The organism is Natrarchaeobaculum aegyptiacum (assembly GCF_002156705.1).
Lineage (GTDB): Archaea > Halobacteriota > Halobacteria > Halobacteriales > Natrialbaceae > Natrarchaeobaculum > Natrarchaeobaculum aegyptiacum.
Genome location: NZ_CP019893.1, coordinates 2,185,987 through 2,211,298 on the forward strand (window position 1 = coordinate 2,185,987; position 25,312 = coordinate 2,211,298).

Here is a 25,312-nt window from a genome sequence, read left to right on the forward strand (position 1 = left end):
AACTGACGACCGTGAAATGTAATTCTTATCACCATCCTTCCGAAACAGGATGATGTCACAGGAGTAACCGATTCCGGATTGCTACCAGCCCCGACCTTCAGAACCAGGACTTCACTCACCGATGACGACGAACGACGACACACATCCGCCGATGACTGCGTCCCCTGAGGACTCCGAGACGACACCAGATTCGTCAGATCCCGGACCGACAGACCCGTCCGACCGGATCGTCGCCCTCGACGCGCTTCGTGGCTTCGCCCTCCTCGGGATTCTGGTAATCAACATCTGGCTGTTCGGAATGCCGACGATCGCGTCGTTCAATCCGGCCCTCTACGGGAACTTCACCGGCGTCGATTACGCCGCCTGGTTGATCAGTCACGTCTTCTTCGAACAGAAATTCGTGACGCTGTTTACCTTCATGTTCGGTGCCGGGATCGTTCTGTTCCTCGAATCGAAAGCGCGCAAAGACCAGCCCGGTCGACGGTTACACTTCGCCAGGACGTTCTGGTTGCTCGTCATCGGTCTCGGGCACGCGTACCTGCTCTGGTACGGTGACATCCTCGTCCTCTACGCCCTGTCCGGCTTTCTCGTGGTCTGGGTGTGGCGCTGGCGGCCCCGCCGACAGTTCCTGCTCGGGGCCGTGATGTACGCACTTCCTGGAGTGCTGTACCTTCTGATGGGGATCGGCTACCTCGCGCTTCCCGAGGACGGTCAGGCCGAACTCGAGGCCGAACTGCTCGCTGCGTTCGGTGCGGGATTCTCGCCCGAGCGCGAAATCGACATCTACCAGAGCGGCTGGTTCGACCAGATGGCTCACCGCGTCCCGGTCGTCCTCGAGTTTCACACGATCGGGTTCGTCTTCGAGGCGTTCTGGATGCTCGGTGGCCTGATGATCGTTGGAATGGCCCTCTTCAAGTGGGGTATCATCTCCAACCAGCGGAGCACGCGCTTTTACCGGCGTCTCTTCGTCGGTGCCAGCGGGATCGGGTTGGTGCTGGTCCTCGCCGGGGTCTGGGCCCGCGAAGCGTTTGCGTGGGAGACGATGCCGGTGCTCACGCTCGCGTTCCAGTTCAACTACTGGGGTGCCCCGTTCCTCGCGATCGGCTACCTCGCCGGGATCATGCTGCTCTGTCGGTGGGTTCAGGAGGGGATCGTCGTCCACGCGTTGACGGCGGTGGGCCGCACCGCGTTCTCGAACTACCTGCTGCAGACGGTTCTGGCGACGACGATCTTCTACGGATACGGGTTCGGGTTGTTCGGCGAACTTGGCCGGGCGGAATTGCTCGGCGTGGTCGTGTCGATCTGGGCGGTTCAGATCGTGCTTTCGGTGTGGTGGATGAACCGGTTCCAGTTCGGTCCCGTCGAATGGGTCTGGCGGACGCTCACGTACCGTCAGCGACAGCCGATGCGACTCGAGGAGTAGTCCGAACTGGGTTTCGCCGAGGCTCCCTCGAGCAGCACGATCCGAGACGTCCACCGCGGAACCCGCAGCATTTTAGCGATGGGACGACTGTCACCGGATATGACCGAGGCGACGGGTATCGTCGGGGAGTTCCTCTCGCTCAAGGGTGAGACCGACGCCGACGTGCTGGCGATGCAGTGTGGTGATTTCTACGAGTTCTTCGGTGACGATGCCGAACTCGTCGGCGAGGAACTCGAGCTCAAGGTGACCTCGAAGTCCTCGCAGGGCCAATCGTATCCGATGGCCGGCGTCCCGCTCGACGACCTGACGCCGTATCTCAAGGCGCTGGTCGAACGCGGCTACCGCGTCGCCGTCGCCGACCAGTACGAGACCGACGGCGGCCACGCCCGCGAAATCGTCCGCGTCGTCACTCCCGGAACCTTACTCGAGACGAGCGACGCAGATGCCCAGTACCTCGCGGCGGTCGTATGTGACGGCGATCCGGCAGACGGGACCGACGGAGCCAGCTACGGCCTCGCCTTCGCGGACGTCACGACCGGCCGCTTCCTCGTCGCCGAGGCCGACGACCGTGAGGCGGCGCTAACGGAACTCTACCGGTTCGATCCCGTCGAGGTGCTACCCGGTCCCGACGCCAGAACCGACGACGAGCTACTTTCGACCGTCCGGAACCGGTTCGACGCGACCCTGACGCTCCACGAGACCGAAGCGTTCGCGCCGAAGCGGGCCGCCCACAGCGTCCGCGACCAGTTCGGCACCGAAACCGTCGACCGGCTCGCAGTCGACGAGCCTGCCATCGCCGCCGCGGGGGCGATCCTCGCGTACGTCGAGGAGACCGGCACCGGCGTGCTGGCCTCGATGACCCGTATCGGCACCCACCAGGGCGACGACCACGTCGCGCTCGATTCGACCACCCAGCGCAACCTCGAGCTCACCGAAACGATGCACGGCGATCACGAGGGGACGCTGTTCGAGACGATCGACCATACCGAGACGAGCGCCGGCCGGCGTCTCCTCAAGGAGTGGCTTTCCCGCCCGCGACGGTCCCTCGAGACGCTCGAGCGCCGACAGGAGTCGGTCGCTGCGCTCTCGTCGGCTGCGCTCGCCCGCGACGAGTTGCAGGACGCCATGGGCGAGGCCTACGACCTCGAGCGACTGGCCTCGAAGGCGAGCCACGGCAGCGCCGACGCGCGGGATCTCGTGGCGGCCCGCGAGACGCTCGCTGTACTTCCCGACATCGTCGAGACGATCGAGTCGACGCCCGAGCTGGCAGACTCGCCGCTGGCCGAAATCGTCGACCGACCCGACCGTGAGGCCGCCGCTGACCTCCGGGAAACCCTCGAGGCGGCTATCGTCGACGAGCCGCCGTCGACGGTCACGCAGGGAGAACTGTTCAGGCGGGGATACGACGACGAGTTAGACGAGGTAATCGAGCGCCACGAAGCAGTTCGCTCCTGGCTCGAGCGCCTGGCCGACCGCGAGAAGCGCGACCACGGACTCAGTCACGTCACCGTCGATCGCAACACGACCGACGGCTACTACATTCAGGTTGGCCGGTCGGCCGCCGACGGCGTCCCCGACCACTACGAGGAGATCAAGACGCTCAAGAATTCAAAGCGCTTTACGACCGACGAACTCGAGGCGAAAGAACGCGAGATCCTTCGGCTCGAAGACCGACGGGGCGACCTCGAGTACGACCTCTTCGAGGAGTTGCGCGAGACCGTGGCCGCCCACGCCGAACTCCTTCAGGACGTCGGCCGGACGCTCGCGACCGTCGACGCACTGGCGAGCCTCGCGACCCACGCCGCTGAGAACCGCTGGGTCAAGCCCGAGTTACACCGGGGCGACGGCCTCGAGATCGACCAGGGTCGCCATCCGGTCGTCGAGCAGACGACCGAGTTCGTGCCCAACGACGTCTCTCTCGACGACGATCGGAGCTTTCTGGTCGTGACTGGGCCCAACATGTCCGGCAAGTCGACCTACATGCGTCAGGTGGCCTGTATCGTCCTGTTAGCCCAGATCGGGAGCTTCGTCCCGGCGCGCGAGGCCGAGATCGGGCTGGTCGACGGCATTTTCACACGCGTGGGCGCGCTCGACGAACTCGCACAGGGACGGTCGACGTTCATGGTCGAGATGAGCGAACTGTCGAACATCCTCCACACGGCCACCGAGGAGTCACTCGTCATCTTAGACGAGGTCGGCCGCGGGACGGCCACCTACGACGGTATCTCGATCGCCTGGGCCGCGACGGAGTACCTGCACAACGAGATCGGTGCCAAGACCCTCTTTGCGACCCACTACCACGAACTGACGGGCCTCGCCGAGAACCTCCCACGAGTGGCCAACGTCCACGTCGCGGCGGACGAACGCGACGGCGACGTCACCTTCCTCCGGACGGTTCGGGAGGGGCCGACCGATCGCTCCTACGGCATCCACGTCGCGGATCTGGCGGGCGTTCCCGACCCCGTCGTCGACCGGGCAACGGACGTTCTCGAGCGCCTGCGCGAGGAGAAGGCCATCGAGGCCAGGGGCGGCTCGAGCGATCCCGTCCAGACGGTGTTCGACCTCTCGAGCGGGCAGTTCCGCGGGCCGGCCAACGCCGATGGCGGCGAGCCGAGCGCGGCGAGCCTCGACCCCGAGACGAAACGCGTGCTCGAGGACCTCGAATCGGTCGACGTGAACCAGACGCCGCCAGTGGAACTCATCGCGAAAGTTCAGGAGTGGCAGCGGCGACTCGAGGACGACTCCTGAGCGGGGATCGGTGTCTCGTGACGCCGCGTGCCGTACACGCTGTACAACCGAAGACAACTGGCTTAACATTGCTAAGGTGTGTCGGTGGTATTAAGACGGTCGTAATCGTTCGTGTGGGTATGTCACTCGACAGCATCGACCGCGTCGCCGTCCTCGGCGCGGGGAACATGGGACACGGGATCACCGAAGTGACCGCGATGGCCGGCTACGACGTCACGATGCGGGACATCAAAGACGAGTTCGTCGACGACGGCTACGAGCAGATCGCCTGGAGCCTCGAGAAACTCGAGGAGAAAGAGCTGATCGACGAATCCGCAGACGAGGTCCTCTCGCGAATCGACACCACGACGGACCTCGAGGCTGCCGTTTCCGACGCCGACCTCGTGATCGAGGCCGCCCCCGAGAACCTCGAGTTGAAACACGACATCTTCACCGACTTAGAGGAGTTCTGTAGCGAGGACACGCTGCTTGCGACCAACACCTCGAGCCTGCCGATCACCGACATCGCAGAGCCCGTCGACACTGCCGATCGGGTGCTCGGCCTGCACTTTTTCAACCCGCCGGTGAAGATGGACCTCGTCGAGGTCATCTACGGCGAGGAAACCAGCGACGAGGCTGCCCAGGCGGGCTACGAGTGGGTCGAGTCGATCGGCAAGACGCCGATCTACGTCCGCAAGGACGTCCGCGGCTTCGTCGTCAACACGATCGTCGGCCCGTTCGGCGGCGAACCCGCCTGGATGGTCTCGGAGGGTGAGGCTACTATTCGGGAAGCCGACGCGACGATGGTTCACGAACGCGGCTATCCGATGGGGCCGTTCGAACTCGGCGACCTCACCGGTATCGACGTCGGCTACCACGTTCGCAAGGAAAGCGGTGCCCCGATTCCGCCGATCACCGAGGAAAAAGTCGAGAACGACGAACTCGGTCAGAAGACGGGCAAGGGCTTCTACGACTACGAGGACGGTGACGGTGCCGACTATGGCCCCGACGACGCCGGCGACTTCGACTGGCTCCGGGTCGAGGCCCGTATGATCAACCGCGCGGCCTTCCTCGTCGGCGACGACGTTGCCACTCCCGAAGAGGTCGACACGGGCGTTCAACTCGGACTCGGCTTCCCCGAGGGAATCTGCCGACGGGCCGACAAGATCGGCCTCGACGAGGTCCTCGAGAAACTGGAGACCCTGGAGGAGGAAACCGGCAGCGAGCGCTTCGAGCCCCACCCATACCTCGAGGAACTCGTCGAAGACGGCAAGACCGGCGAGGACGCCGGCGCGGGCTTCTACGAGTACGACACCGACGAGGGTGGCCTCGACTCCTACCACAACCTGAACGCCGACCTCGACGACGGCGTCCTCCGGGTCGAACTCGACCGCCCAACGCGGATGAACGCCCTGAATGCGGAACTGCTCGAGGAACTCGACGACCTCTTCTCGACGGTCGACACCGACGAGGTCCGCTGTGCGACCATCGAGGGCGCAGGCGACCGCGCGTTCTGTGCCGGTGCCGACGTCACCAGCTTCGCGGGTGCGGACCCGACCGAACTGATGGAAGTCACGCCGACGTTCGAGACGATCAACGAGTTCGAACGGCCCGTCGTCGCGAAGATCGACGGCTTCTGTCTCGGTGGCGGCCTCGAACTCGCACTGTCCTGTGATCTGCGACTCGCGACCGAACGGTCGGAGTTCGGTGCCCCCGAGATCAACCTCGGGCTCATCCCCGGCGGTGGCGGCACCCAGCGACTCATGCGCGTCCTCGGCGAGACTCGCGCGAAGGAACTCGTCTTCCGCGGCGAGCACATCGACGCCGAGCGCGCCCAGGAGTGGGGACTGATCAACCGCGCAGTCGACCGCGAGGAGTTCGACGACCTCGTCGAGGAGTGGGTCGACGACCTCGCAGGCGGCCCGCCGATCGGCCTCAAGGTCGCAAAGAAGGTCATGAACGAGGGACAGGACGCCAGCCTCGACGCCGCCATCGCGATGGAGAGTCAGGGCTTCGGCCTGCTCTCGAGCACCGACGACGTGATGGAGGGCGCGATGGCGTTCGCCGAGGACCGCGACCCCGAGTTCGAGGGGAAGTAAGCGATGGCCGATTCCGAGTCGACCGACGAGGGCTGGCCCGAGTGGCGGTCGTTCGTCGACCGGCACGGCTACCTCTCCTGGCTCGGAATCGACGTCGAGCACCTGGCTGACGGCCGGGCCGTCCTCGTCGTCGAGCGCGACGAGGAGTTCGAAAACCCCGTGGGCAACGACGGCTACGACCCCGTCCACGGCGGCATCGTCGCGACGCTGATCGACACCTCGAGTGCGTTCGCCCTGCGGACCACGTTCGAGGACCCGGCGGCGGTCGGGATGACGACGACGGACCTCAACGTCTCGTATATGCGCCCGGCGACCGGCGACCTGCGTGCGGAAGCCGAAGTACGCCGCGTCGGTGGGTCGACGGGCGTAACCACCGTCAGCGTCGTCGGTTCCGACGGCGAGGCCGCAGTCGGCCGGACGACGTACCGGCTGTTCAGGCCGAGCGATCGAGAGGCGTAACTCGAGGCCCTACTCCCCCGTTTCCTCCCGCAGGTCCTCGTAAATCCGGGGGTCGGTCCGGAACTTGAGAACGTTGTGGACGGCGCTGTTGCGCAGGTTCGCGATCACGTCGCCGTGTTCTTTGTAGCAGTCGTGAATCCACTTCGAGACCTGCTGGCGGTTGCGGAACATCATCACGCTCTTCCACTGGTACTCGCCGTCCGAAAGGAAGAAAAACAGCGTGTGCTTGTCCTCTTTGACGTACTCCATCGCCTCGCGCCAGTTGTCGGCGAAGTGTTCGGGGTTGAACTTGAACTCGAACAGCGCGAAGATGTAGTAGTCTTCGTTTGGAATGATCGCCTCCCGGAAGACGCCCTCGTCGCGCATCCGCCGAATCGACTCGCTGACGGTGACGTGGGAGACGTCGATATCGTATCGCGACTCGAGGACGTCCGTCAGTTCTCGCGAAGAGAGCTGTGGGTCGTTCGAGAGTTCACAGAGGATCGCAATGTCGCGATCCTTGAAGTCCCAGTTTGGTTCCTCGTGGCCGCCGTTGGTCCAGAACTCCTCGTCGGTCATGAGTACCGCCCCCCGGGCTGACCGCACTCCCGTGTCGGTCGGCGATGTCCGGGTGTCCTCACCGCTGTGGTACCATCCCTTTCACTACCGTACAGCCTGCACATACCCTCCCATTCGCTTCCAACAGTAAGTGAGTTCGGGATCGTTTCCTATCGTTGTTAACACCATGCTGGCAGCTCGAGCGACGAATTCCGGAGTCACTGCTGAATCGTGGATCGCTGGATCAGCTGGAGGCTGTGACGGCACTGCTCGAGAGGCACCGACTACAGCTGCCGTCAGCGCTGGGTCATTCATCCGGTGCCAGCGACGACAGCGACTCTTCGCCGATCTCCTCGAGGACGTGCTCGTGGAACGACTGGAGGGCGGCGCTCTCGTCTTCGGCGAGGACGACGTCGCTGGCAGAGAGGGTCGCGAGGCCGAACGCCCGCGGCGTCGGCGAGTCGAGTAACTGGCACTCGACGGCGACGTCGCCGTCGTCGATCGCTTCGACGAGCGCCTCGAGTTCGGCCACGTTCAACTTGTCCTCGAGAATTTCGCGGTAGGTCTCTTCGATCACAGCGAACTCCTCTAAGTCCTCGGCGAACCCGAGCAGCATCTCACTCGAGACCTGCTGTTCGCTCGCGGATTTCTCGTAGCCCTTGTAGCGTTTTAAGATCATCAGCGAGCGCGTGGCGTTGATCCGGAAGTACCGCTGGAGGAGGTCCGTCCCCGAGAGGGCCGTCCGCAGGTCTGCACGGACCTGCTCGGGCTCGAGGTCGTCGATGATGCCCTCGAGGTCGATCTTCCGATTCAGCGGCATCGTGAGGACGAAGCCGTTGTCGGCGACGGCGACCTTGACGTTCGCGGTGGCGACCTGGGCACAGCGGTAAGCGAGCAGTCTCGAGAAGCCGTCGTTGAGCCGGCGGCCTGAGCCGGAGTGGACGTAGTAGTGGCGCTCGTACTCCTCGCGGTCGCGGACGACTTCGACGGCGAGTCGGTCGTCGGTGCTGACGCTCTCGGGACCAGCGTAGCGGAGCTGGTGGTCGAACAGGCGAGCGATGGCCCGGACGGCGTCGTCGTCCAGCGGAAAGTCGCGGAGCCAGGCCCGGACGCGAGGTGGACCGCCCGCCTCGTAGTGGTCGAGCAACTCGCCCTGGAAGGCCAGGACTTCGCGGCCCAGATCGTACGATAGCGGGAGCCGTTCGGAGTACCACGAGGGAACCGTCGGCTGGGCGCTCGTGCGGTCGACGTAGATCTTCGAGCCGCGCCGGTAGCGGTACTCGAAGTGGTTGCCCCCGAGGACGAAGACGTCGCCTTTCTCGAGCGTGTCGAGGTAGTCCTCGTCAAGCTGGCCGACCCACTCGTCGCTCGCGCGCGTGTAGACGTCGCAGGTGAACGAGTCCGGAATCGTCCCGATGTTGGTCATGTAGATCACCCGCGCGAGGCGGCCGCGCTTGCCGATCAGCGGCTCGCCCACGGGGTACTCCTCGTAGTGGTGCTCGCCGTCGGGCGGGTCGTTCTCGTCGCGCCAGATCTTCGCGTAGACGTTGCGGTCCTCGAGGCCGGCGTATTCGGCGGTGAGATAGCGCATGAGCGACTCCCACTCCTCGTCGCCGAAGTCGCGGTACGGATACGACCGCCGCAGGATGGCCCGGATCTCCCGTTCCGGCCGGATTTCGGCGATGGCCATGCCGTAGACGTGCTGGGCGGCGACGTCGTGGGCGTTCTCGGGAATCGAAACCGAGTCGACGAACCCCTCTTCGGCCGTCTTGAGCATGACGGCGCACTCGAGCAGTTCGTCCCGGTCCAGGGCGATCACCCGTCCCGTGACGGTCTGGCCGACGCGGTGGCCGGCGCGGCCGACCCGCTGGAGCAGCGCGGCGACCGATTTGGGGGAGCCGACCTGCACGACGAGGTCGACGTGGGGCATGTCGATGCCCAGCTCGAGGCTGGTCGAGGTCGTCACCACGTCGAGGTCGCCGGATTTGAGCCGGGACTCGACGTCGTGGCGGACGTCCTTCGAGAGGCTGCCGTGGTGGCACGCGGAGTTCGTCTCGTCGTAGTCGTCGAACCGGTCCCGGAGGTTGTGGAGGACGCGTTCGGCACCCGACCGGGTGTTCGTGAACACGAGCGTGTTCGTGTGCTTCTGGACGTGCTCGTGGAGCCGACGGTAGAAGCGTTCCTGAACGATCTCTCTGGGCGTGTTGATCAGGTCGTCGGTCGGACACTCGAGTTCGAGGTCGAACTCGCGGGCGAAGCGGGCGTCGACGATTTCGTAGTCCCGGTGTTCGCCACCGGGCTCTTCACGCCCAACGAGGAACTCTCCCACGTCCTCGAGCGGTTCGATCGTCGCCGAGCAGCCGATTCGCGTAATCTCTGACTCGGCGAGGGCCTGGAGTCTCTCGAGGCTCACCGCGAGGTGGGTGCCGCGCTTGCCCGCCGCGAGCGCGTGAATTTCGTCGACGATGACGTACTCTACGGTTCGGAGTTTCTCGCGGAACTTCGGCGAGTTGAGCAGGATGGCGAGAGTCTCCGGCGTCGTGTTGAGGATGTGGGGAGTCTCCTCGAGCATCTTCTGACGGTCGCTCGAGGAGGTGTCGCCGTGGCGGATGGCGTGGCGAATCTCGCCGATCGTCTGGTCGTCGCGTTCGTCGACGATCGATTCGATGCCCTCGAGGGGCACCTCGAGATTCCGGTGGATGTCGTTGGCGAGCGATTTGAGCGGGGAGACGTACAGACAGTAGACCGAGTTCTCGAGGCCGTCTTCGGTGTCTCTATCCAGTCGATAGAGACGATTCAGTATATATAAGAACGACGACATGGTCTTCCCCGATCCCGTCGGCGCACACACCAGCGTGTTCGTCCCCTCGTGTATCTTCGGAATCGCCCCGCGCTGTGGCGGGGTGAAAAACCCCCCGTTCTCGGGGACGAACTCGCCGAACTCCGCGAGCCACCACTCCTGGACGGCGGGCTCGAGCAGTTCGAAGACGTCGGTGTCTTCGACCGTCGTCTCGTCCGGGTCGAACGGCAGGTCGGCCTCGGGGACGGGCAACTCGAGGAACTCGGTCCCGGCCATTGGAGGTCTCTCGGGAACGGGCGCGTAAGAGGGTTTGGCCACCGGAGTGAAAGTGAAGCTGACGCTCGAGGATCACCGCGTTCGGTTTTCCGTTCGTCCGCACGAGCGGCCCAGAACGGAGACTCAGGCCAGCGCCGAGACCAGCGTGACGGTGAGGAACACGTGCCAGACGATCGCCGCCATCGCCCGGTGGACCGTCTCCCTGGGGATCGGCGGCGACCGGAACATGGCGTCGTAGACGAACACCGACGCGAGGATCGAACCGCCTGCAACCCCCGTCGAGAGGGCCACGGGCGTCAGGAGTCCGATCCCCGCACCGAGGGCCAAGCTTCCGGCGATGGCGAGCAGGAGCTTGTCGTAGTACTCGAGATCGACCACGGTCGTTCTGGCTGGTTCTACGTGCTGGAGCACCGAAAACCTCTCCGTCCACCGGTCGTCCCGTCGCCGGTGGCGACTGTCCACCGATCAGAACGCCGTGACGACCTCGAGCCCCACGGTTTCGTAGTCGGTCATCGCAGCCAGTCTGGCGGAGACGTCCTCGAGAGCGACTTCTCGCGTGACCAGCGCTTCGGGCTCGAGTCGGCCCGCCTCGATCAGCCGAAGCAGTTCGCCGTAAGCCTCGAGGACGGCAGCGCGCATACGACGCCCGTCGCGCGGCGTCGAGTTACGGGTAGTCGCTCCGACGCGCCCACAGCCCCTGCTCGCGATCGAGAAGCGAAACGACGGCAGCGTGGGGCAGCGTCAGGACGGCGAGACAGACGAGGTAGACCCCGAGCAGATCAGTCGGTGTCGCCGGAGTCTGTGGAACGGTCAGTGCGAGGCCACCGAGGACGACCAGTGCGCCCGCGGTCATCGGTGCCGCGTCGCGGGCGAACCGACGCGTCGCAGCCGGGAGGCCGTCGTGACGCTCGAGCGCGGCGGCAGCGACGTCGTCGACGAGCAGCGTCCGGAGGACGTGGCGGATCGAGTGCCAGCAGGCGAAGTAGAGGCCGACCGCGAGGACCGGTGGGACGACCGCGAAGAACGCGACGAGGCCGACCGTCTCGCCGGCGTCGAGCAACCACGAGCGCGATGGCCCCGCTCGCAGAAGTCCCCACCCGAGCGACCCCACGACGAGCGCGCCGACGCCGACGATTATCCATCGACGTGCCGTCGGGGTGAACGCGGGCTCGAGCGCGGCCGCGGCGGCCGGATCGAACAGTCCGACGACGGCGCTCGCGACGAAGGCGTACTGCTCTGGAAATGCCGCGAGTGGGACGAGCATCGGAATCCCACCACGAACGCAGAGTGCAAGGGCGCGTTGAGCCCGCGTCTCGAGGTGATCGGCGCCGAGGAGGTCGACGAGCGCGTAGACGTCGCCCTGTCCCCAGTGGAAGATCGTCAGGGCGATGAAGCCGACGAACGCGACGACCGGTGCGAGCAGCCACAGGAGGGCGTAGACCGCGGCGAGCGCGATGTAGGCCACACAGAGACGTGCGATCGAGCGTCGCGTCGCTCGCTCGCCGCGGGCCCGCGGGAGAACCAGATGGTCGACTGCGCCGTGGGGAAGCCCGAGGAAGACGACGCTAACTGCGAGCGGGACCACCTGCACTGCGAACGGAAGCGGTTCGACCAGTGTTGCGAGTGCGAACCCGATCGCCAGAGCGGCCGCGCCGAAGGCGAGGATTGCCGTTTTCGCGGTCTCGAGCGCCCGTGGACGATCGCTCGGGGGTGTCGTGAGAACGGACCGGCCGCTGTGTGAGGGAGATCGGTCCGGCGGCGGGCTCCCATCAGGAGGCATCGCGCTCGGAGCCGTCGCTCGGTTTGGTTTCGTCACGGCGTCCCCCTGGTGTCGGAACGATGGCGGGGAGTTCGTGGCGACGCTCGAGCAGCCACAGGTAGAGGACGACGGTCTGGACGACGAAGACGTTCGTGACGAGGAAGAAGAGCGCCTCTTCAAGGGGGAGTCCGACGAGGGCGTAGCCCGTGGTGTGCGTCTCGGAGATCACCCAGATACCGAGTCCGATCGCGATCCGGTCTGCGACCCAGAGGTACAGCGTCGGGACGATGACCCCGATCGCGACGGTGCGTCGGATCTCCCAGAGGTACGTCAGGCCGAACCCCCACTGGATCGCCAGGATCGGCCCGGCCCAGAAGCAGATCGCCCCAAGGTAAAACGTCGACGGCGTCCAGAGCAGGAGGAATCCGACGCCGGAGACGCCGAGGCCGGCGACCACCCCGACGAGTCGGTGGCCCCGCGGGATCGAAAGCGACCGGTCTTCGAGCCGGGGGAACTGAAAGAGCCAGAAGGCGGCGAGAATCGGCTGCAGGACGAAAAAGAGGTACTCTTCGACGGGTGCGTGCCAGATCGTCGCGACGACGGTCCCCTCGCCGTACCACCAGACGCCCTCGGCGATGAGCAGGTTGTCCCATGGCGTCGTGTAGACGACCGCGAGCAAGCAGACGATGGCGACCGCTGACAGGGGGTCCCGACCCCACCAGGCGTCGTCGCGCCGGGCTGCGAGCCAGCCGAGGACGGCGATCGGCGGCAGGACGAACAGCGCGTGGAACTCGAGGTAGCTCAACGGAACGGTCATCGATGGCTCCGGCGGACGGATTGCCGCATCGACCGACCCTCTGGTCGAGGGTATAATGAACGATGGGGCTAACGATGAAGTCCCCACAGAGGGCCCCAGACGGGGAAGTTCACACTGTTGGCCAGCACGGATAAAGTGGGGATCTCCATATCACGTGTCATGAACGTCTCGAGAGGGCTGTTACCGGGCCCCGTCCGAAAACGGTACACGGCGAAACTCGGCGCAATATTCACGCTCGTCACCATCGTCACGCTCGCGTTCGGTGGCGTTGCCTACGGCGACGTCGCCGCTGCACTCGAGACCGGCGACGCCACGGCCGTCGCGGGTGCGTCGACGTCGGCGATCCTCGGTCTGATCGTTCTGACAGTGATCAACCTCGGGCTGGTCGCGGCGACGGTCGGGGGGAACACCGCCGCGTCGCTGTCGACCCTGTCGGCGAAGGCCACTCGCATGGGCGAGGGCGACCTCGAGGTCGACCTCGAGACTCGCCGAGAGGACGAAATCGGGGACCTCTACGCCTCGTTCGAGGAGATGCGGTCGTCGCTGAAGTCCTCGCTCGAGGAGACCGAGGAAGCCCGCAAGGCGGCCGAACAGGCCCGCGAGCGTGCCGAGCAGTCACGCGCGGAGGCCGAGGCGGCCCGGGAGGACGCCGAGCGAGAGCGGGAGCGACTCGAGACGATCAACGCCAATCTCGAGGCCGAAGCCGAGCGGTTCAGCGACGTGATGGGCCGCTGTGCGCAGGGCGATCTCACGGCCCGGATGACGGCCGAGAGCGAGACCGAGGCGATGGCGTCGATCGCCGACTCGTTCAACGAGATGATGGACGGCCTCGAGTCGCTCGTCGGACGCATTCAGGGCTTCGCAGTCGACGTTTCGGGGGCCAGTCGCGACGTCCGATCGAACGCAGAGCGGGTCCGTCAGCAAAGCGAGAGCGTCGAGGCGACCATCGCCGAAATCTCGGACGGTGCGACCGTCCAGACCGAGCAGATCCAGGAGATCGCCCGCGAGATGGACGACATCTCGGCGACGACCGAGGAGATGGCCGCGAGCGCGGCCGAAGTCGCCGAGACGTCGACCGAGGCCGCCCGGGCCAGCGAGAACGGGCTCGAGACTGCCGAGACGGCGATCGCCGAGATGAACGACGTCGAAGCACAGACCGACGAATCGGTGGCGGCGATGGAGTCGTTACACGAGGAGATCCAGCAGATCGGCGAGGTGACCGAGATCATCGCGGACATCGCCGAGCAGACGAACTTGCTGGCGCTGAACGCCTCGATCGAAGCGGCCCACGCCGACCGGGAAGGCGACGGCTTCGCCGTCGTCGCAAGCGAGGTCAAGTCGCTGGCCGAGGAGACCAAGGAAGCCACGGCCGACATCGCCGCGTCGATCGAGCGCATCCAGACACAGACGGAGACGACCGTCGAGGACATCCGGAAGACGAGCGAGCGGATCTCCCGCGGCGTCGACACCGTCGAGGAGACCGCAGACTCACTCGAGCGGATCGTCGAGGCGGTCGAGGAGGCGAATACCGGGATACAGGAGATCAACACCTCGACCGATCGGCAGGCCGACTCTGCTGCAGAGGTCGTCAGCATGGTCGACGACGTCGCGGAGATCTCGGAGACCACTGCGGACGAGGCTACGGACGTCGCCACGGCCGCAGAGACCCAGTCTGCGGTCGCAACCGACGTCTTCGATCGGGTCGAGCGCCTCGCGGACGGAGCCGACACCCTGCTCGAGGTACTCGATGAGATCCGCGTCTCGGGTTCGGAGGTGACCGAGTCGCCTTCGCTCACGCAACCCGGCGCCGACGCCGTGGGCGAGGTGAGCCGATGATCGAGCCCACGGCCCTCTTCTGGGTCGGTGCGTTCGGGATGGCCGCGGGGACCGTGGCGTTCGTCTGGGGAGGCATCGCTGCAAGTGCGGCCTATCGCCGGTACTACGCCGTTCTCACGTCGATTAGCCTCATCGCGGCCGTTGCGTACGCACTGATGGCCCTCGAGATCGGGTGGATTCCGGTCGGTGAGGACACGGTCTTCGTGCCGCGGTACATCGACTGGATCCTGACGACACCCCTGTTGCTCTACTTCCTTGCGTTGCTGGCGGGTAGCGACCGCCGGCAGGTTGGCCTCGTCGTCGGGATCAACACCGTCGTGATGGTCCTCGGGTTCGCCGCGGCGCTGCTCGAGGGGGCGATCGGTTACGGGCTGTTCGCCGTCGCTGCCCTCGCGTACCTCGGCCTCCTCTATCTCCTGCTCGGGCCGATGACCGAGGAGGCGGCCGACCAGGGTCACGGCGTCCGGGCGGTGTTCACCAGTTTGCGGAACCTCACGGTTGTCCTCTGGTCGATCTACCCGATCGTCTGGCTGCTCGGTCCGCCGGGCATCGGCATCGTCAGCCTCACCGTCGACGTGATGCTGATCACCTACCTCGACCTGCTGACCAAGGTCGGGTTCGGACTGATCGCGCTCAACGCGAGTGCAGTCCTCGAGGCCGAACTCGGCCGCACGCTGGCCGGAACCGCGGATGGCAGCGGTGCCGGGGAGTAGTACGCACAGCACGTCGACTCTCGACTGGCGGCAGTGAGAACGCTTTTTCCCGGCTCGAACGGACTGTCCCGTATGCGCGTAACCTTTCTCGGAACTGGCAGTGCGATGCCGACGGGCGAGCGTTTCCAGACGGGAATCGCGGTTCAGGAGGAAGAACGGTTGGTGCTCGTCGACTGCGGTTCGGGCGTCCTCCACCGCCTCCAGCAGTCGGGAATCGGCTACGAGAACGTCTCGACGGTGTTGCTGACACACCACCACTTAGACCACGTCGCGGACCTCCTCCCGCTGTTCAAGGCCCGCTGGCTCGCCGGCGAGGACCATCTCGAGGTCGTCGGTCCACAGGGGACGAAGGCGCTGGTCGACGACCTGCTCTCTGTGTTCGACTACATGGAGGGGCGACTCGACCTGCAGGTCCGTGAGGTCGTCGCCGACGAGTTCTCGGTCGCCGGATTCGACGTCGCCGCCTACGAGACGCGCCACTCCGTGCCGTGTCTGGCCTACCGGTTCGACGACCGGTTCACGTTCAGCGGCGACAGCGAGGCCTTCCCCGGACTGGCAAACTTCGCAGATGGCTCGGCTATCTTCGCTCACGACTGTTCGTTCCCCGACGACGTCGACGTCTCGAACCATCCGACTCCCGAGACGCTCGGACGAGCACTCGCCGACCACGATATCGGTCGCGTCTACCTCACCCACCTGTACCCACACACCGACGGCCGCCGCGAGGAGATGCTCGAGTCGATCGGTTCTCACTACGACGGTGACGTCCGGTTCGCCGACGACCTGACGACGGTAACGATCGATTGACTGCTCGACTCCCCACGGTTGGTTCGCCCGTGATGGGGGGCACGTGATTCTCTTCTCTCGACCAGTTCGGTCCCCGTAAAGTCACTGTGAATGGACGTTCACAAAAGTGTTAGAATCCTAATAGGTATAGGCGACCGTTTGGTACAGACGTAGCGAAGACATGGTCCCCACGATCGACGACAGACGCGAGAGGACGGGGGCGATCTGATGTCGCTTCCGGAACGCATCGCCGCCGTCGTCACCGGCTATTCCAAGACCGTTCTCGTCGTCTTGCTGCTCGTGACTGCGTTGCTCGGGGCCGGTGCGGGACTGGTCGACGACGACACGTCCCTCGACCAGTTCGAGAGCGAATCTCCCGAGGCGCAGGCAGCCGAGGACATCGAAGAGCGCTTCGCAGCCGAGGACGGCGAGGATACGACGACCGTCCAGTTGATCTACCGGGGCGACGTGACCGACGACAACGTCCTCTCACAGGAGGCGCTGGTCAGTTCCCTCGAGTTCCAGCAGGACCTCCGCGACGATGCCTCGGTGAACGCGACCCTCGTCGAGGACGACCCGATCACGGGCGTCGAGAACATCGTGGCGATGACGGCGATCACCCAGCAGGAGGTCGCCGAACTCGAGGAGCGCGGGGAGGAACTCGAAGAACGTGGCGAAGACCTCGAGGAGCGCGGTGAAGAACTCGAAGAACGCGGCGAGGAACTCGAACGGGCGGGCCAGGAACTGGCCGAGCGCGAGGCCGAACTCGAGGCCCGCAGTGAGACGCTCGGGGCCGGCATCGACGAGGTCCGGGAACTCCAGCGCGAGTACGAGGAACTCGCGGCCGTGACCGACGAGGACGACCCCGAGTACCAGCAGGCAGTAGCCGAACTCGAGGCCGAAACCGACGCTGTACTCGAGGAGACCGTCGAGATGGCGGACCTCGACGACGAACAGGCCGCCGAGTACGGCGAACTGGCCCAGCAGGCCCAGGCGATCGAGACGGGGCTGTTCGAGATCGAGCAGACGGCACCCGATCCGACTGCAGTCCCCGAATACGAGGGCCTCCAGGAGGACCTCGAGGACCTGTACCTCGGCGCGACGATGGGCGTCCTCGAAACGGAGTACGAAGGGCTCGAGGAAGATGGTGAGCAACTCGAGGCCGAACAGGAGGCCCTCGAGGAAGACGGTGAGCAGCTCGAAGACGAACAGGAAGAACTCGAAGAGGCGAGTGCGGAACTCGAGGCGGAGTTCGAGCAACTGGAGGAGGAAGACGACGATGACGACGGTCCGCCGCTCGACGAACAGATCGAGACGCTCGCCGACCTCGACGACGAGGAGTTCGAAGACGCTCTCGAGGCGACGCTCGAGCCAGACGACGCCGAGGAGGCTCCCGGACTCGCGTTCATGCCCGCCGAGTACGAGCCGGGTGAACTCGAGGCCGACGCCCGGATGACCGCGCTCACACAGGAACTCGGCGACGCCGAACTCGAGGCCGGCGAGGCCGACGAGGTGCTCGAGGCGCAACTCGACGTGCGGTCACTGGCGGGAGATCACGATCACGAGTACGTGGTCTTCGGAATCGGGATCATCACCGACGAGATCGATCGATCGATGACTGACAGCCTGGCGATCGTCGGGCCACTGGCGCTCGCGTTCGTGATCGCGGCGCTGTTGATCGCCTACCGCGATCCGCTCGACATCTTGCTCGGCGTGGTCGGCATCGTCCTCGTGCTCGTGTGGACCTTCGGGTTCATGGGCTGGGTGGATATCGCGTTCAACCAGATGATGGTCGCGGTCCCGGTCCTGTTGATCGGGCTCTCGATCGACTACGCGATACACGTGTTTATGCGGCATCGAGAGCAACGCGAGGTGCTACGCACCTCGGAACGAATAGCGAGGGATGCAGGGCGTCCCTCGGACCATGCGAGCGGACCGGAGGTCCGCGAGCAGACGGGGAGTGAAACGACCCGTGAACGACGCGAAGCGCTACGCGTTTCGGACCGCTCGCCCGAGGAACCGGACGATAGCGTCGAGACCGTCCGCGGCTCCATGACGATCGCACTGGCCGGCGTCGGCGTCGCGCTCGTCTGGGTGACCGCGACCACGGCCATCGGCTTCCTCGCGAACCTCGTCAGCCCGATCGCACCGATCCAGGAGTTCGCGATCGTCAGCGCCGTCGGCATCGTCTCCGCGCTGCTCGTCTTCGGCGCGCTCGTGCCCGCCGCGAAGGTCGAACTCGACTCGCTGCTCGAGCGGTTCGGCCTCGACCGGCACAAGCGAGCGTTCGGGACCGGTGGCGGGCGCTTCAGCGACGTCCTCAGCGTCGGTTCGGTCGCCGCACGACGGATTCCACTGGTCCTCATCATCGCCGTTCTCCTGCTCACCGCCGGCGGCGTCTACGGGGCGACCCAGGTCGACACCAGCTTCGACGAGGAGGACTTCCTCGCCGAGTCCCCGCCCGAGTGGACCCAGCAACTCGGTCCGCTCGCACCCGGCGACTACCAGGCCGCCGCCGACCTCGAGTACGTCAACGAGAACTTCCAGCGCGAGGACATGCAGGCCCAGCTACTCGTCGAGGGGGCGGTTGCCACCCCGGAGGCGCTCGAGCGTCTCGACGCCGCTCAGGAGGAAGCGAGCGAGAGTCCCGTCGTCTTCACGGGTGCAGATGACGAGGCGGACGTCGACGGCCCGCTGGCGCTGATGGCGGAGACGGCAGCCCAGAACGAGTCGTTCAACGAGTCGTTTATCGCGGCCGACACGACCGGCGATGGGGTTCCCGACGAGGATATCGACGACCTCTACGACGAACTGTTCGAGATCGACGCGACGGCAGCGAGCCAGGTGCTCGATCGGACCGGTGACGGCGAGTATCAGGCGGCCAGGATGGGGGTCGCTATCGACGGCGACGCCGCTGCCAGCGACGTCACCTCTGAGATGCGGGCTATCGCGGCGGGTATCGACGACGAGGGCGTCGGCGACGACCGCGAGGTGGACGACGAGGGCGTCGGCGTGATCCCCGACGACGGCTTGCAGGCCATCGCGACCGGTGACCCGCTCGTGAACTACGTCGTCGAGCAGGACCTCTTCGAGACGGTCATCCAGAGTCTGCTCGTGACGCTCGTGGCCGTCTTCGTCTTCCTCTCGCTCGCCTACAGGCTGACCGGCAACAGCGCGACGCTCGGGGCCGTCACGTTGCTGCCCGTCGCGTTCGCCGTCAGCTGGATCCTCGGGACGATGTACCTCCTCGGGATGCCGTTCAACGTGCTGACGGGGATGATCACCAGCCTCACTATCGGCCTCGGGGTCGCCTACAGCATCCACGTCAGCGCCCGGTACACGCTCGAACTCGATCGCACGGGCAACGTCTGGGACGCGATGCGCACGACCGTGACGGGAACTGGCGGGGCGTTGCTCGGCAGCGCGGCGACGACCGTCGGCGGCTTCGGCACGCTGGCGTTCGCCATCCTGCCGGCGCTCCGGCAGTTCGGGATCATCACCGGCCTGACGATCACCTACGCGTTCCTCGCGAGCGTCGTCGTCCTCCCGACGCTGCTCGTCCTCTGGACGCGGTACTTCGGCCCTGACGTGTCGTTCGACCTCGAGCCGAGTGCGCACTCGACGCCGGCAGCGAGCGACGGTGGCCGACCCGAGTCGGCGGCCGGTTCCGATTCAGACCACGATCCGGGTACTGACCCGGGTTCCGATGGCACCGCAGCCGACCGATCCGACGCGGGGACGACCGGACCGGACGACTCAGGCGACGACGTCGAGGGCGACCGAACGGACGGCTGATTCGGCCGCTCGAGTGGCGTCGATTCCGAGCCGTCCACTCGAGTCCAACGTTTTATCGCTGGCCGTCGTAGGCGTGACTATGTACCGTGCAGTCTTGCCCGAGGGGCAGATCCTGTGTGAGCGCTACGAGCACGTCGACGAGGGCGTCGAACTGTTCGACGAGGACGATCAGTTCGTCGCGTTCGTGCCGTACGCGGCGTTACAGGCGATGATCCACGAGGACGTCTACAGTTCCGACGAACGGTCGATCATGTAACGGGCGTCGTCGACCGCGTCTGTGCCGCACCCGGCACCACCGCGACGAACAAGGTCAGGCCGCTTCCGCCCGATCGATCGCCTCGAGCTGTTCTCGGTAGCGGTTCCTGACGGTGACGACCGTCGTCTGTGCGGTTTCGGCGACCGCACGCTGTGGTATCGTCTCCTCACAGAGCAGGCCGGCCGCGTAGATGGCCGCCGCGGCGAACCCGGTCGGCGACTTGCCGGAGTGGAGCCCCTGGTCTGTCGTCCGGTCGATGATCTCCATCGCCGTCGTCTCGACGTCCTTGTCGACCTCGAGTTCGGAGCAAAAGCGTGGGACGAACTGGCGTGGGTTCGTCGGCTCGAGGTTGATGTCCAGTTCGTGTGCGATGTAGCGGTACGTGCGGCCGATCTCGCGTTGATCGACCCGCGAGACGGCGGTCACTTCCTCGAGACTGCGCGGGATGTCTTCCTTTCGGCAGGCGGTGTAGAGCGCACTCGTGGCGACGCCTTCGATCGAGCGACCCCGGATGAGGTCCTGCTCGAGGGCACGTCGGTAGATCACGCTGGCGGTCTCTTTGACGGGTTTTGGGACGCCGAGGGCGCTGACCATACGATCGATCTCCGAGAGGGCGTACTTGAGGTTGCGTTCGCCGGCGTTTTTGGTCCGGATGCGTTCCTGCCAGACGCGAAGCCGGTGGAGCTGGCCGTGTTTGTCGGCCGACATGGAGTGGCCGTTTGCGTCCCGATTGCGCCAGTCGATAGTGGTCGTCAGGCCGCGGTCGTGCATCGACTGCGTCAGCGGCGCACCGACGCGAGAGAGTTCGTCGTGTTCTTGGGCGTTGAACGCTCGCCACTCGGGGCCGTAGTCGATGGGATCCTCGGTCAGGACGAGTCCACACTCCGCACAGACGCGCTCGCCACGATCTGGGTCGTGGACGATCGTGTCGGTCTCGCAGTCGGGACAGCGTTCGACGTCCCGTTCTTGGGACTCCGTCGTCGTCTGGTCGATGATGGACTGCGTCATCAGTAGCCGGTGGAAACCGGGCCGTCACTGTAAGGAGTTCACATGGTTCCACGACGGAAACTCCGACTTACCGTCGGCGAGGCGACCGATTCGCTCACCCGGCGAAACGGAGAGTGCCTCCCTGAGCGCTCGAGGGCGCGTAACGCGAGCGTTCGTCTCGTAAAGGTCCCTTTCAGATTCGAACTGTCGCGTGCGTTTATGTCGATCCGGCCGAACGTTCCGACTGACTGCCGTGTTGCTGACGAACCACCCGACACCCGGTTGCGCATCGCCGACCAGCCCAGCACTGCCTGTACGCCGTCGATATCGGGACACAACTGGTCGATACTCTCGACCGCGAGACGGCGGGTGCAGACGACGTCGACCGGGCGATGGCCGCCGCTCTTTCGACCGGTGGCCCGTCGACAACGCTCGTCGACGAAGCAGCCCCGTACGACCTTTGCAGCGGGTGCAAAACGTGGCCGCGTTTAAGAGAGTCACTGTTGGTGTACAACTTGGTGTGTCAACAGTGACTGCGAATCGCCGTTCGAACGAACTACGGACGCGGACGTGGATCCGTCCCAGGGCTAGCCGTCGACTCGGTGCCGAGTTCCGGCCCAGGCTCCAGTCCCGGTCCCGGTCCCGGCCACGGTCCCAGTTCGAGTTCCAGCTCCCGTCTCGTTCTCGACCTCGCCCCCCGTCGTGGCTCCCGCGAGCGACGCTCCCCCGGACGTCGCCGCGACCACAGCCCCCGTCGTCGCGGAGTTCGCGAACGAACGTCCCCTGCGACCTCAGCCCCCGAGAACTGGACTGGTCACCGCGGACCGATCGATTTCCGTTCGGAGGGTCCTCATAATGTCGTCGATCGATACGTCGCTTCCGGACGAACTCACCTCGTCGGTCTCGGATTCCGACGAGGACGATGGTCTCTCGAAAGACGTCATTTTCGAACTCCTGAAGAACCGCCGCCGACGTGAGGTCCTCTCGTACCTGCTCGAGGCCGACGAGACCGTCACGCTCGGTGAACTGGCCGAACAGATCGCGGCGTGGGAAAACGACACCGACGTCAACGCACTCAGCTCCGATCAACGGAAACGCGTCTACGTCGCCCTCTACCAGACCCACCTCCCGAAGATGGACGACGCGGGTATCGTCGAGTACGATCAGGACCGCGGCCTGATCTCCCTCGCCGACAACGCCGACCTCCTGATGATGTATCTCGATACGGACACCCACAAACAGGATCGGTGGGACCGGTGGTACGCCGCACTCAGCGTCGCCGGCCTCCTCGTCGTCGGCGGCGCGCTGGTCGGCGTTCCACCGCTTACGATTCTTCCAACGCTCGGCGTCGCCGGTGGCGTCGTCGTCGCGTTCCTCGTTCTCTCGATCGTCCACGTCGTCGCGAACCGACAGCGTGAACGGTCCGTCGACGGGAAACTCTCCCGAATCGAATAACGTCCGTACGCAGCGACTCGACGACCACTCCGGCCGATTCTCACTCGCGCTCGACTCCACCTGCGCTCGACCGACGAACCTGTTTCTCGAGCGAACTGTGATCGATCTGGAACAGACTTTTACCCACGCCGTCCGTATCGCCAACCGGCTCCCGGCGACACCAGTACCGGAGCAGTTCGCGTGCCAGCTTGCTGTTCCTCTGCGGGGGCCACTTCTGAGGAGTGACGCCGTCGCTCGAGCAGACTCCCGTTCGTCGAACGGGGTCGCCGTTTCCCTCGTCCGTCGCTCGCGGGCGCGGTCGTCGTCGGGCACCGTCGGCCACTGCCGCCACCGACGGCGATCGATCGCTCCCGAACCGCACAAAACGAGTCTGTGCTAAAATTCGACGCGGTCAATCGCGTCGACTCACTGATCGCGAACGTTGTACTGGACGTCGACGGTCGCGTCACCACTGACGAGCAGCGACTCGACGTTCCCGTCGAACCAGTACGCGTCGAGCCACTCGTCGACCTCGCCGCTGACGACGCCGTCGTCGATGACGTCGTCCTCGTCGATCGTCGCGTCCCGGAACGTGGACTTGACGACCGTGCCACTGATCTGGAACCGGTAGCTGCTCGAGCCGTCGTCCTCGCTCCCGTCGATCACCAGTGCGTGGGGGAGGAGTTCGTACTCGCCGTAGTCGTTCGGATCGATTTCCTCGCCGTCGACGAAGATGGCCGCCTCACCCTCGATGAAAGTGACGTCGGTCACCACACCCGAGAAGCGGAACGTCTGGGTCGCGTCGGTGACGGAACTCTGGACGGTCGACCCCGAAATCGTCGTCGCCTCGTCTTCGGGATCCTCGTCGCCCTCGAGTTCGATCCTCCCGTCGACCGTAATCTCGAAATTCGTGGGCGCGCCGCGACCCTCCACCTCGAGGACGTGAGGCAAGTCCTCGCCGTAGTCGGCCGGGTCGATCTCTTCGCCGTCGAGATAGACGGTCGCCGGGCCGTCGACGGTCAGTTGCTCGAGGTCGCCACTGAACCGGAAGGCGTCCTTCCAGTCTGCGACGACGCCGTGGGCGGACCCGCCGTCGGTGCCCGCTTCGGGGTCGATCGTCGCACCCTCGTCGGTCGAGGGCTCGACCTCGCCGCTGACCTCGAACTCGTAGCGCGTTACGCCCGAGGAATCGCCGTCGAAGAGGAGCACGTGCTCGAGGGCGTCGGTGTCGTCGTCTTCGTCTGCGTCCTCGTCTTCGTCGCCCGTGTCGGGATCAGACCGCGACCCACCGGCTGCGGCTTCCTCTGCGGAGGTCGGAACGCCCTCGGGCATCGAGAGGTCGGCCGAACTCGAGACCGACTGGCGCTGGAGGCTGCCCTGAACGGCACCGCTGATTCCGCCACCGGACATGCGTGCGGACCCGTCGACGACCATCGCGTAGGGATACGACCCCGCGGCGAAGTTCGAGTCTTCGATGGAGACGGTGCCACCGGACCAGACCCAGACCGGGCGGCCCTGGTCCTCGACGTAGCCACCCCACCCGGGGCCGTAGTCGGTCGAGTCGTTGTAGGCGACGCAGTTTTCGATCGCGTCGTTCCCGCCGGCGACGCGGAACGTCGAGACGCCGTTGTTCTTCCCGTAACAGTTCTCGAACCGGGCCGATCCGCCGTAGGCGGTGTTCGAGCAGTAAAAGCCGTTGTTGGGCCAGCCCTGAACGTTACAGTAGCGGAACGTCACGTCGCAGTCGGCCCGCCGGTGCATGAAGACCGCACCGGGGCCGTGGACGTGACCGCCGCCTTCCTTGGTCGACCCGTCCCCGAGATAGACGTTCTCGATCAGCACGTTTCCGCTGGGCGCGCTGATCGAAATCATAAACCCAGCACCCCGGTGGAGTCCTTTGAATCCGACGTTCCGGATCGTCGAATTACCACCCGTGACGTTCAACAGAACGCTGTTCCCGTTACTCAGGTCGATCAACGTGTTTTCGAATGTCTCTCCCTGACCGATCTGGATCGTCTGTCCTCGGGCTGTAATTTCGTCGTATCCGTCATTTCCACTGACAGTTCCTGCGAAGAGCGACCCGGCCGCGGTTGCGCCGGCGAGTTTGACGTACCCTCGCCGGCCGAGTAATGGCCTATTACCGCCGTTATCGTCCCCATCCGGGTCCGAATCGGCGTCTCGCTCGTCTCCCAGTTCCGAAGGTTCGCGTGCCATGCAAACGGGTAATACGACACTACCAGCATAAACTTTCCCGTGTATTATATCTAAAATTAACAGACGGTCGTTATTATCTGTGAGTTCGAGGGGAATTTGATCGGGAGACGATCAGGAAATCTATGTTCTGTAGTTTCTAGATATGTTTTGAGGATACCATGTTCTGCAAACCGGCCGAGTGTGTTTCGACTGCGATCACGCCCTCGAGGAGAGCCCGCTCGAGGCGGTGTACGAGAGTGAGACCTCAGCAGTACGCTGACGAACGGCTGGTGGAGGGCCGGTGGAGGGCTGGTCAGCGGGGCGGAACAGGGAGTCGGTAGACGGGCGCAAGCGGGGGGCGGATGGTGGGGCCGATCAGCGGAGGGATCGATGAAGGGTCGTCAGCGGGACCGGG

At 65.2% G+C, this 25,312-nt stretch carries 17 protein-coding genes and 1 pseudogene; 10 read left to right on the plus strand and 8 right to left on the minus strand.

The features are described from left to right. Nucleotides 1-121 precede the first annotated feature (121 nt). From B1756_RS10725 to B1756_RS10740, 4 genes are all read left to right on the plus strand, one after another. Nucleotides 122-1,423, plus strand: coding sequence for a DUF418 domain-containing protein (locus B1756_RS10725; protein WP_086888532.1), 1,302 nt, complete (start codon nt 122-124; stop codon nt 1,421-1,423). Between the two features lie 99 nt (nt 1,424-1,522). Then, on the plus strand, nt 1,523-4,171 hold the full coding sequence (gene mutS, locus B1756_RS10730) for a DNA mismatch repair protein MutS (protein ID WP_086888533.1): 2,649 nt from the start codon (nt 1,523-1,525) through the stop codon (nt 4,169-4,171). Between the two features lie 119 nt (nt 4,172-4,290). Then, nucleotides 4,291-6,249 (plus strand): 3-hydroxyacyl-CoA dehydrogenase/enoyl-CoA hydratase family protein, encoded by a 1,959-nt coding sequence (locus tag B1756_RS10735; RefSeq protein WP_086888534.1) that lies wholly within the window; start codon nt 4,291-4,293, stop codon nt 6,247-6,249. Between the two features lie 3 nt (nt 6,250-6,252). Further along, complete coding sequence (locus B1756_RS10740; protein ID WP_086888535.1) at nt 6,253-6,708, plus strand: PaaI family thioesterase; 456 nt, start codon at nt 6,253-6,255, stop codon at nt 6,706-6,708. A 9-nt stretch (nt 6,709-6,717) separates the two neighbouring features. On the opposite strand, the gene B1756_RS10745 is transcribed toward B1756_RS10740, so the two are convergent. The 6 genes and pseudogenes from B1756_RS10745 to B1756_RS10765 all read right to left on the minus strand — a co-directional run bounded on the left by B1756_RS10745 (nt 6,718) and on the right by B1756_RS10765 (nt 12,897). Next, complete coding sequence (locus B1756_RS10745; protein WP_086888536.1) at nt 6,718-7,266, minus strand: Lrp/AsnC family transcriptional regulator; 549 nt, start codon at nt 7,264-7,266, stop codon at nt 6,718-6,720. Nucleotides 7,267-7,552: 286 nt separating this feature from the next. Beyond that, entirely contained in the window at nt 7,553-10,321 is a 2,769-nt protein-coding gene (locus B1756_RS10750; protein WP_086888537.1) for an ATP-dependent helicase, read from the minus strand. 123 nt (nt 10,322-10,444) lie between these two features. Beyond that, on the minus strand, nt 10,445-10,732 hold the full coding sequence (locus tag B1756_RS10755; RefSeq protein WP_228434330.1) for a DUF8015 family protein: 288 nt from the start codon (nt 10,730-10,732) through the stop codon (nt 10,445-10,447). A gap of 54 nt (nt 10,733-10,786) precedes the next feature. Continuing rightward, a pseudogene (locus tag B1756_RS19070) lies at nt 10,787-10,936 on the minus strand (alcohol dehydrogenase); the annotation flags it as partial. Nucleotides 10,937-10,985: 49 nt separating this feature from the next. Next, complete coding sequence (locus tag B1756_RS10760) at nt 10,986-12,101, minus strand: Brp/Blh family beta-carotene 15,15'-dioxygenase (RefSeq protein ID WP_086888538.1); 1,116 nt, start codon at nt 12,099-12,101, stop codon at nt 10,986-10,988. After that, a complete protein-coding gene (locus B1756_RS10765) occupies nt 12,091-12,897 on the minus strand; it encodes a lycopene cyclase domain-containing protein (RefSeq protein WP_086888539.1) in 807 nt (268 codons plus the stop codon). Before B1756_RS10765 ends, B1756_RS10760 begins: the two co-directional genes overlap by 11 nt. 159 nt (nt 12,898-13,056) lie before the next feature. Between B1756_RS10765 and B1756_RS10770 the strand changes: the two genes are divergently transcribed. The 5 genes from B1756_RS10770 to B1756_RS19655 all read left to right on the plus strand — a co-directional run bounded on the left by B1756_RS10770 (nt 13,057) and on the right by B1756_RS19655 (nt 20,283). Further along, nucleotides 13,057-14,733 (plus strand): methyl-accepting chemotaxis protein, encoded by a 1,677-nt coding sequence (locus tag B1756_RS10770; protein WP_086888540.1) that lies wholly within the window; start codon nt 13,057-13,059, stop codon nt 14,731-14,733. Beyond that, on the plus strand, nt 14,730-15,446 hold the full coding sequence (locus B1756_RS10775; RefSeq protein WP_086888541.1) for a bacteriorhodopsin: 717 nt from the start codon (nt 14,730-14,732) through the stop codon (nt 15,444-15,446). Before B1756_RS10770 ends, B1756_RS10775 begins: the two co-directional genes overlap by 4 nt. Nucleotides 15,447-15,518: 72 nt before the next feature. Further along, a complete protein-coding gene (locus B1756_RS10780; RefSeq protein ID WP_086888542.1) occupies nt 15,519-16,253 on the plus strand; it encodes an MBL fold metallo-hydrolase in 735 nt (244 codons plus the stop codon). 207 nt (nt 16,254-16,460) lie between these two features. Then, a complete protein-coding gene (locus B1756_RS10785) occupies nt 16,461-20,027 on the plus strand; it encodes an efflux RND transporter permease subunit (RefSeq protein ID WP_086888543.1) in 3,567 nt (1,188 codons plus the stop codon). Nucleotides 20,028-20,106: 79 nt separating this feature from the next. Then, nucleotides 20,107-20,283: a hypothetical protein gene (locus B1756_RS19655; protein WP_186336450.1), complete on the plus strand. Its 177-nt coding sequence runs from the start codon at nt 20,107-20,109 to the stop codon at nt 20,281-20,283. 54 nt (nt 20,284-20,337) lie between these two features. Here B1756_RS19655 and B1756_RS10790 read toward each other — a convergent pair whose 3' ends face one another. Further along, on the minus strand, nt 20,338-21,291 hold the full coding sequence (locus tag B1756_RS10790) for a transcription initiation factor IIB (protein ID WP_086888544.1): 954 nt from the start codon (nt 21,289-21,291) through the stop codon (nt 20,338-20,340). Nucleotides 21,292-22,125: 834 nt separating this feature from the next. Here B1756_RS10790 and B1756_RS10795 point away from each other — a divergent pair. Next, nucleotides 22,126-22,725, plus strand: a complete 600-nt coding sequence (locus B1756_RS10795; protein ID WP_086890147.1) for a DUF7344 domain-containing protein — start codon at nt 22,126-22,128, stop codon at nt 22,723-22,725. A 405-nt stretch (nt 22,726-23,130) separates the two neighbouring features. Here the strand turns inward: B1756_RS10795 and B1756_RS10805 are convergent, their stop codons facing one another. Continuing rightward, nucleotides 23,131-24,918, minus strand: a complete 1,788-nt coding sequence (locus B1756_RS10805) for a hypothetical protein (RefSeq protein ID WP_086888546.1) — start codon at nt 24,916-24,918, stop codon at nt 23,131-23,133. Nucleotides 24,919-25,312 lie beyond the last annotated feature (394 nt).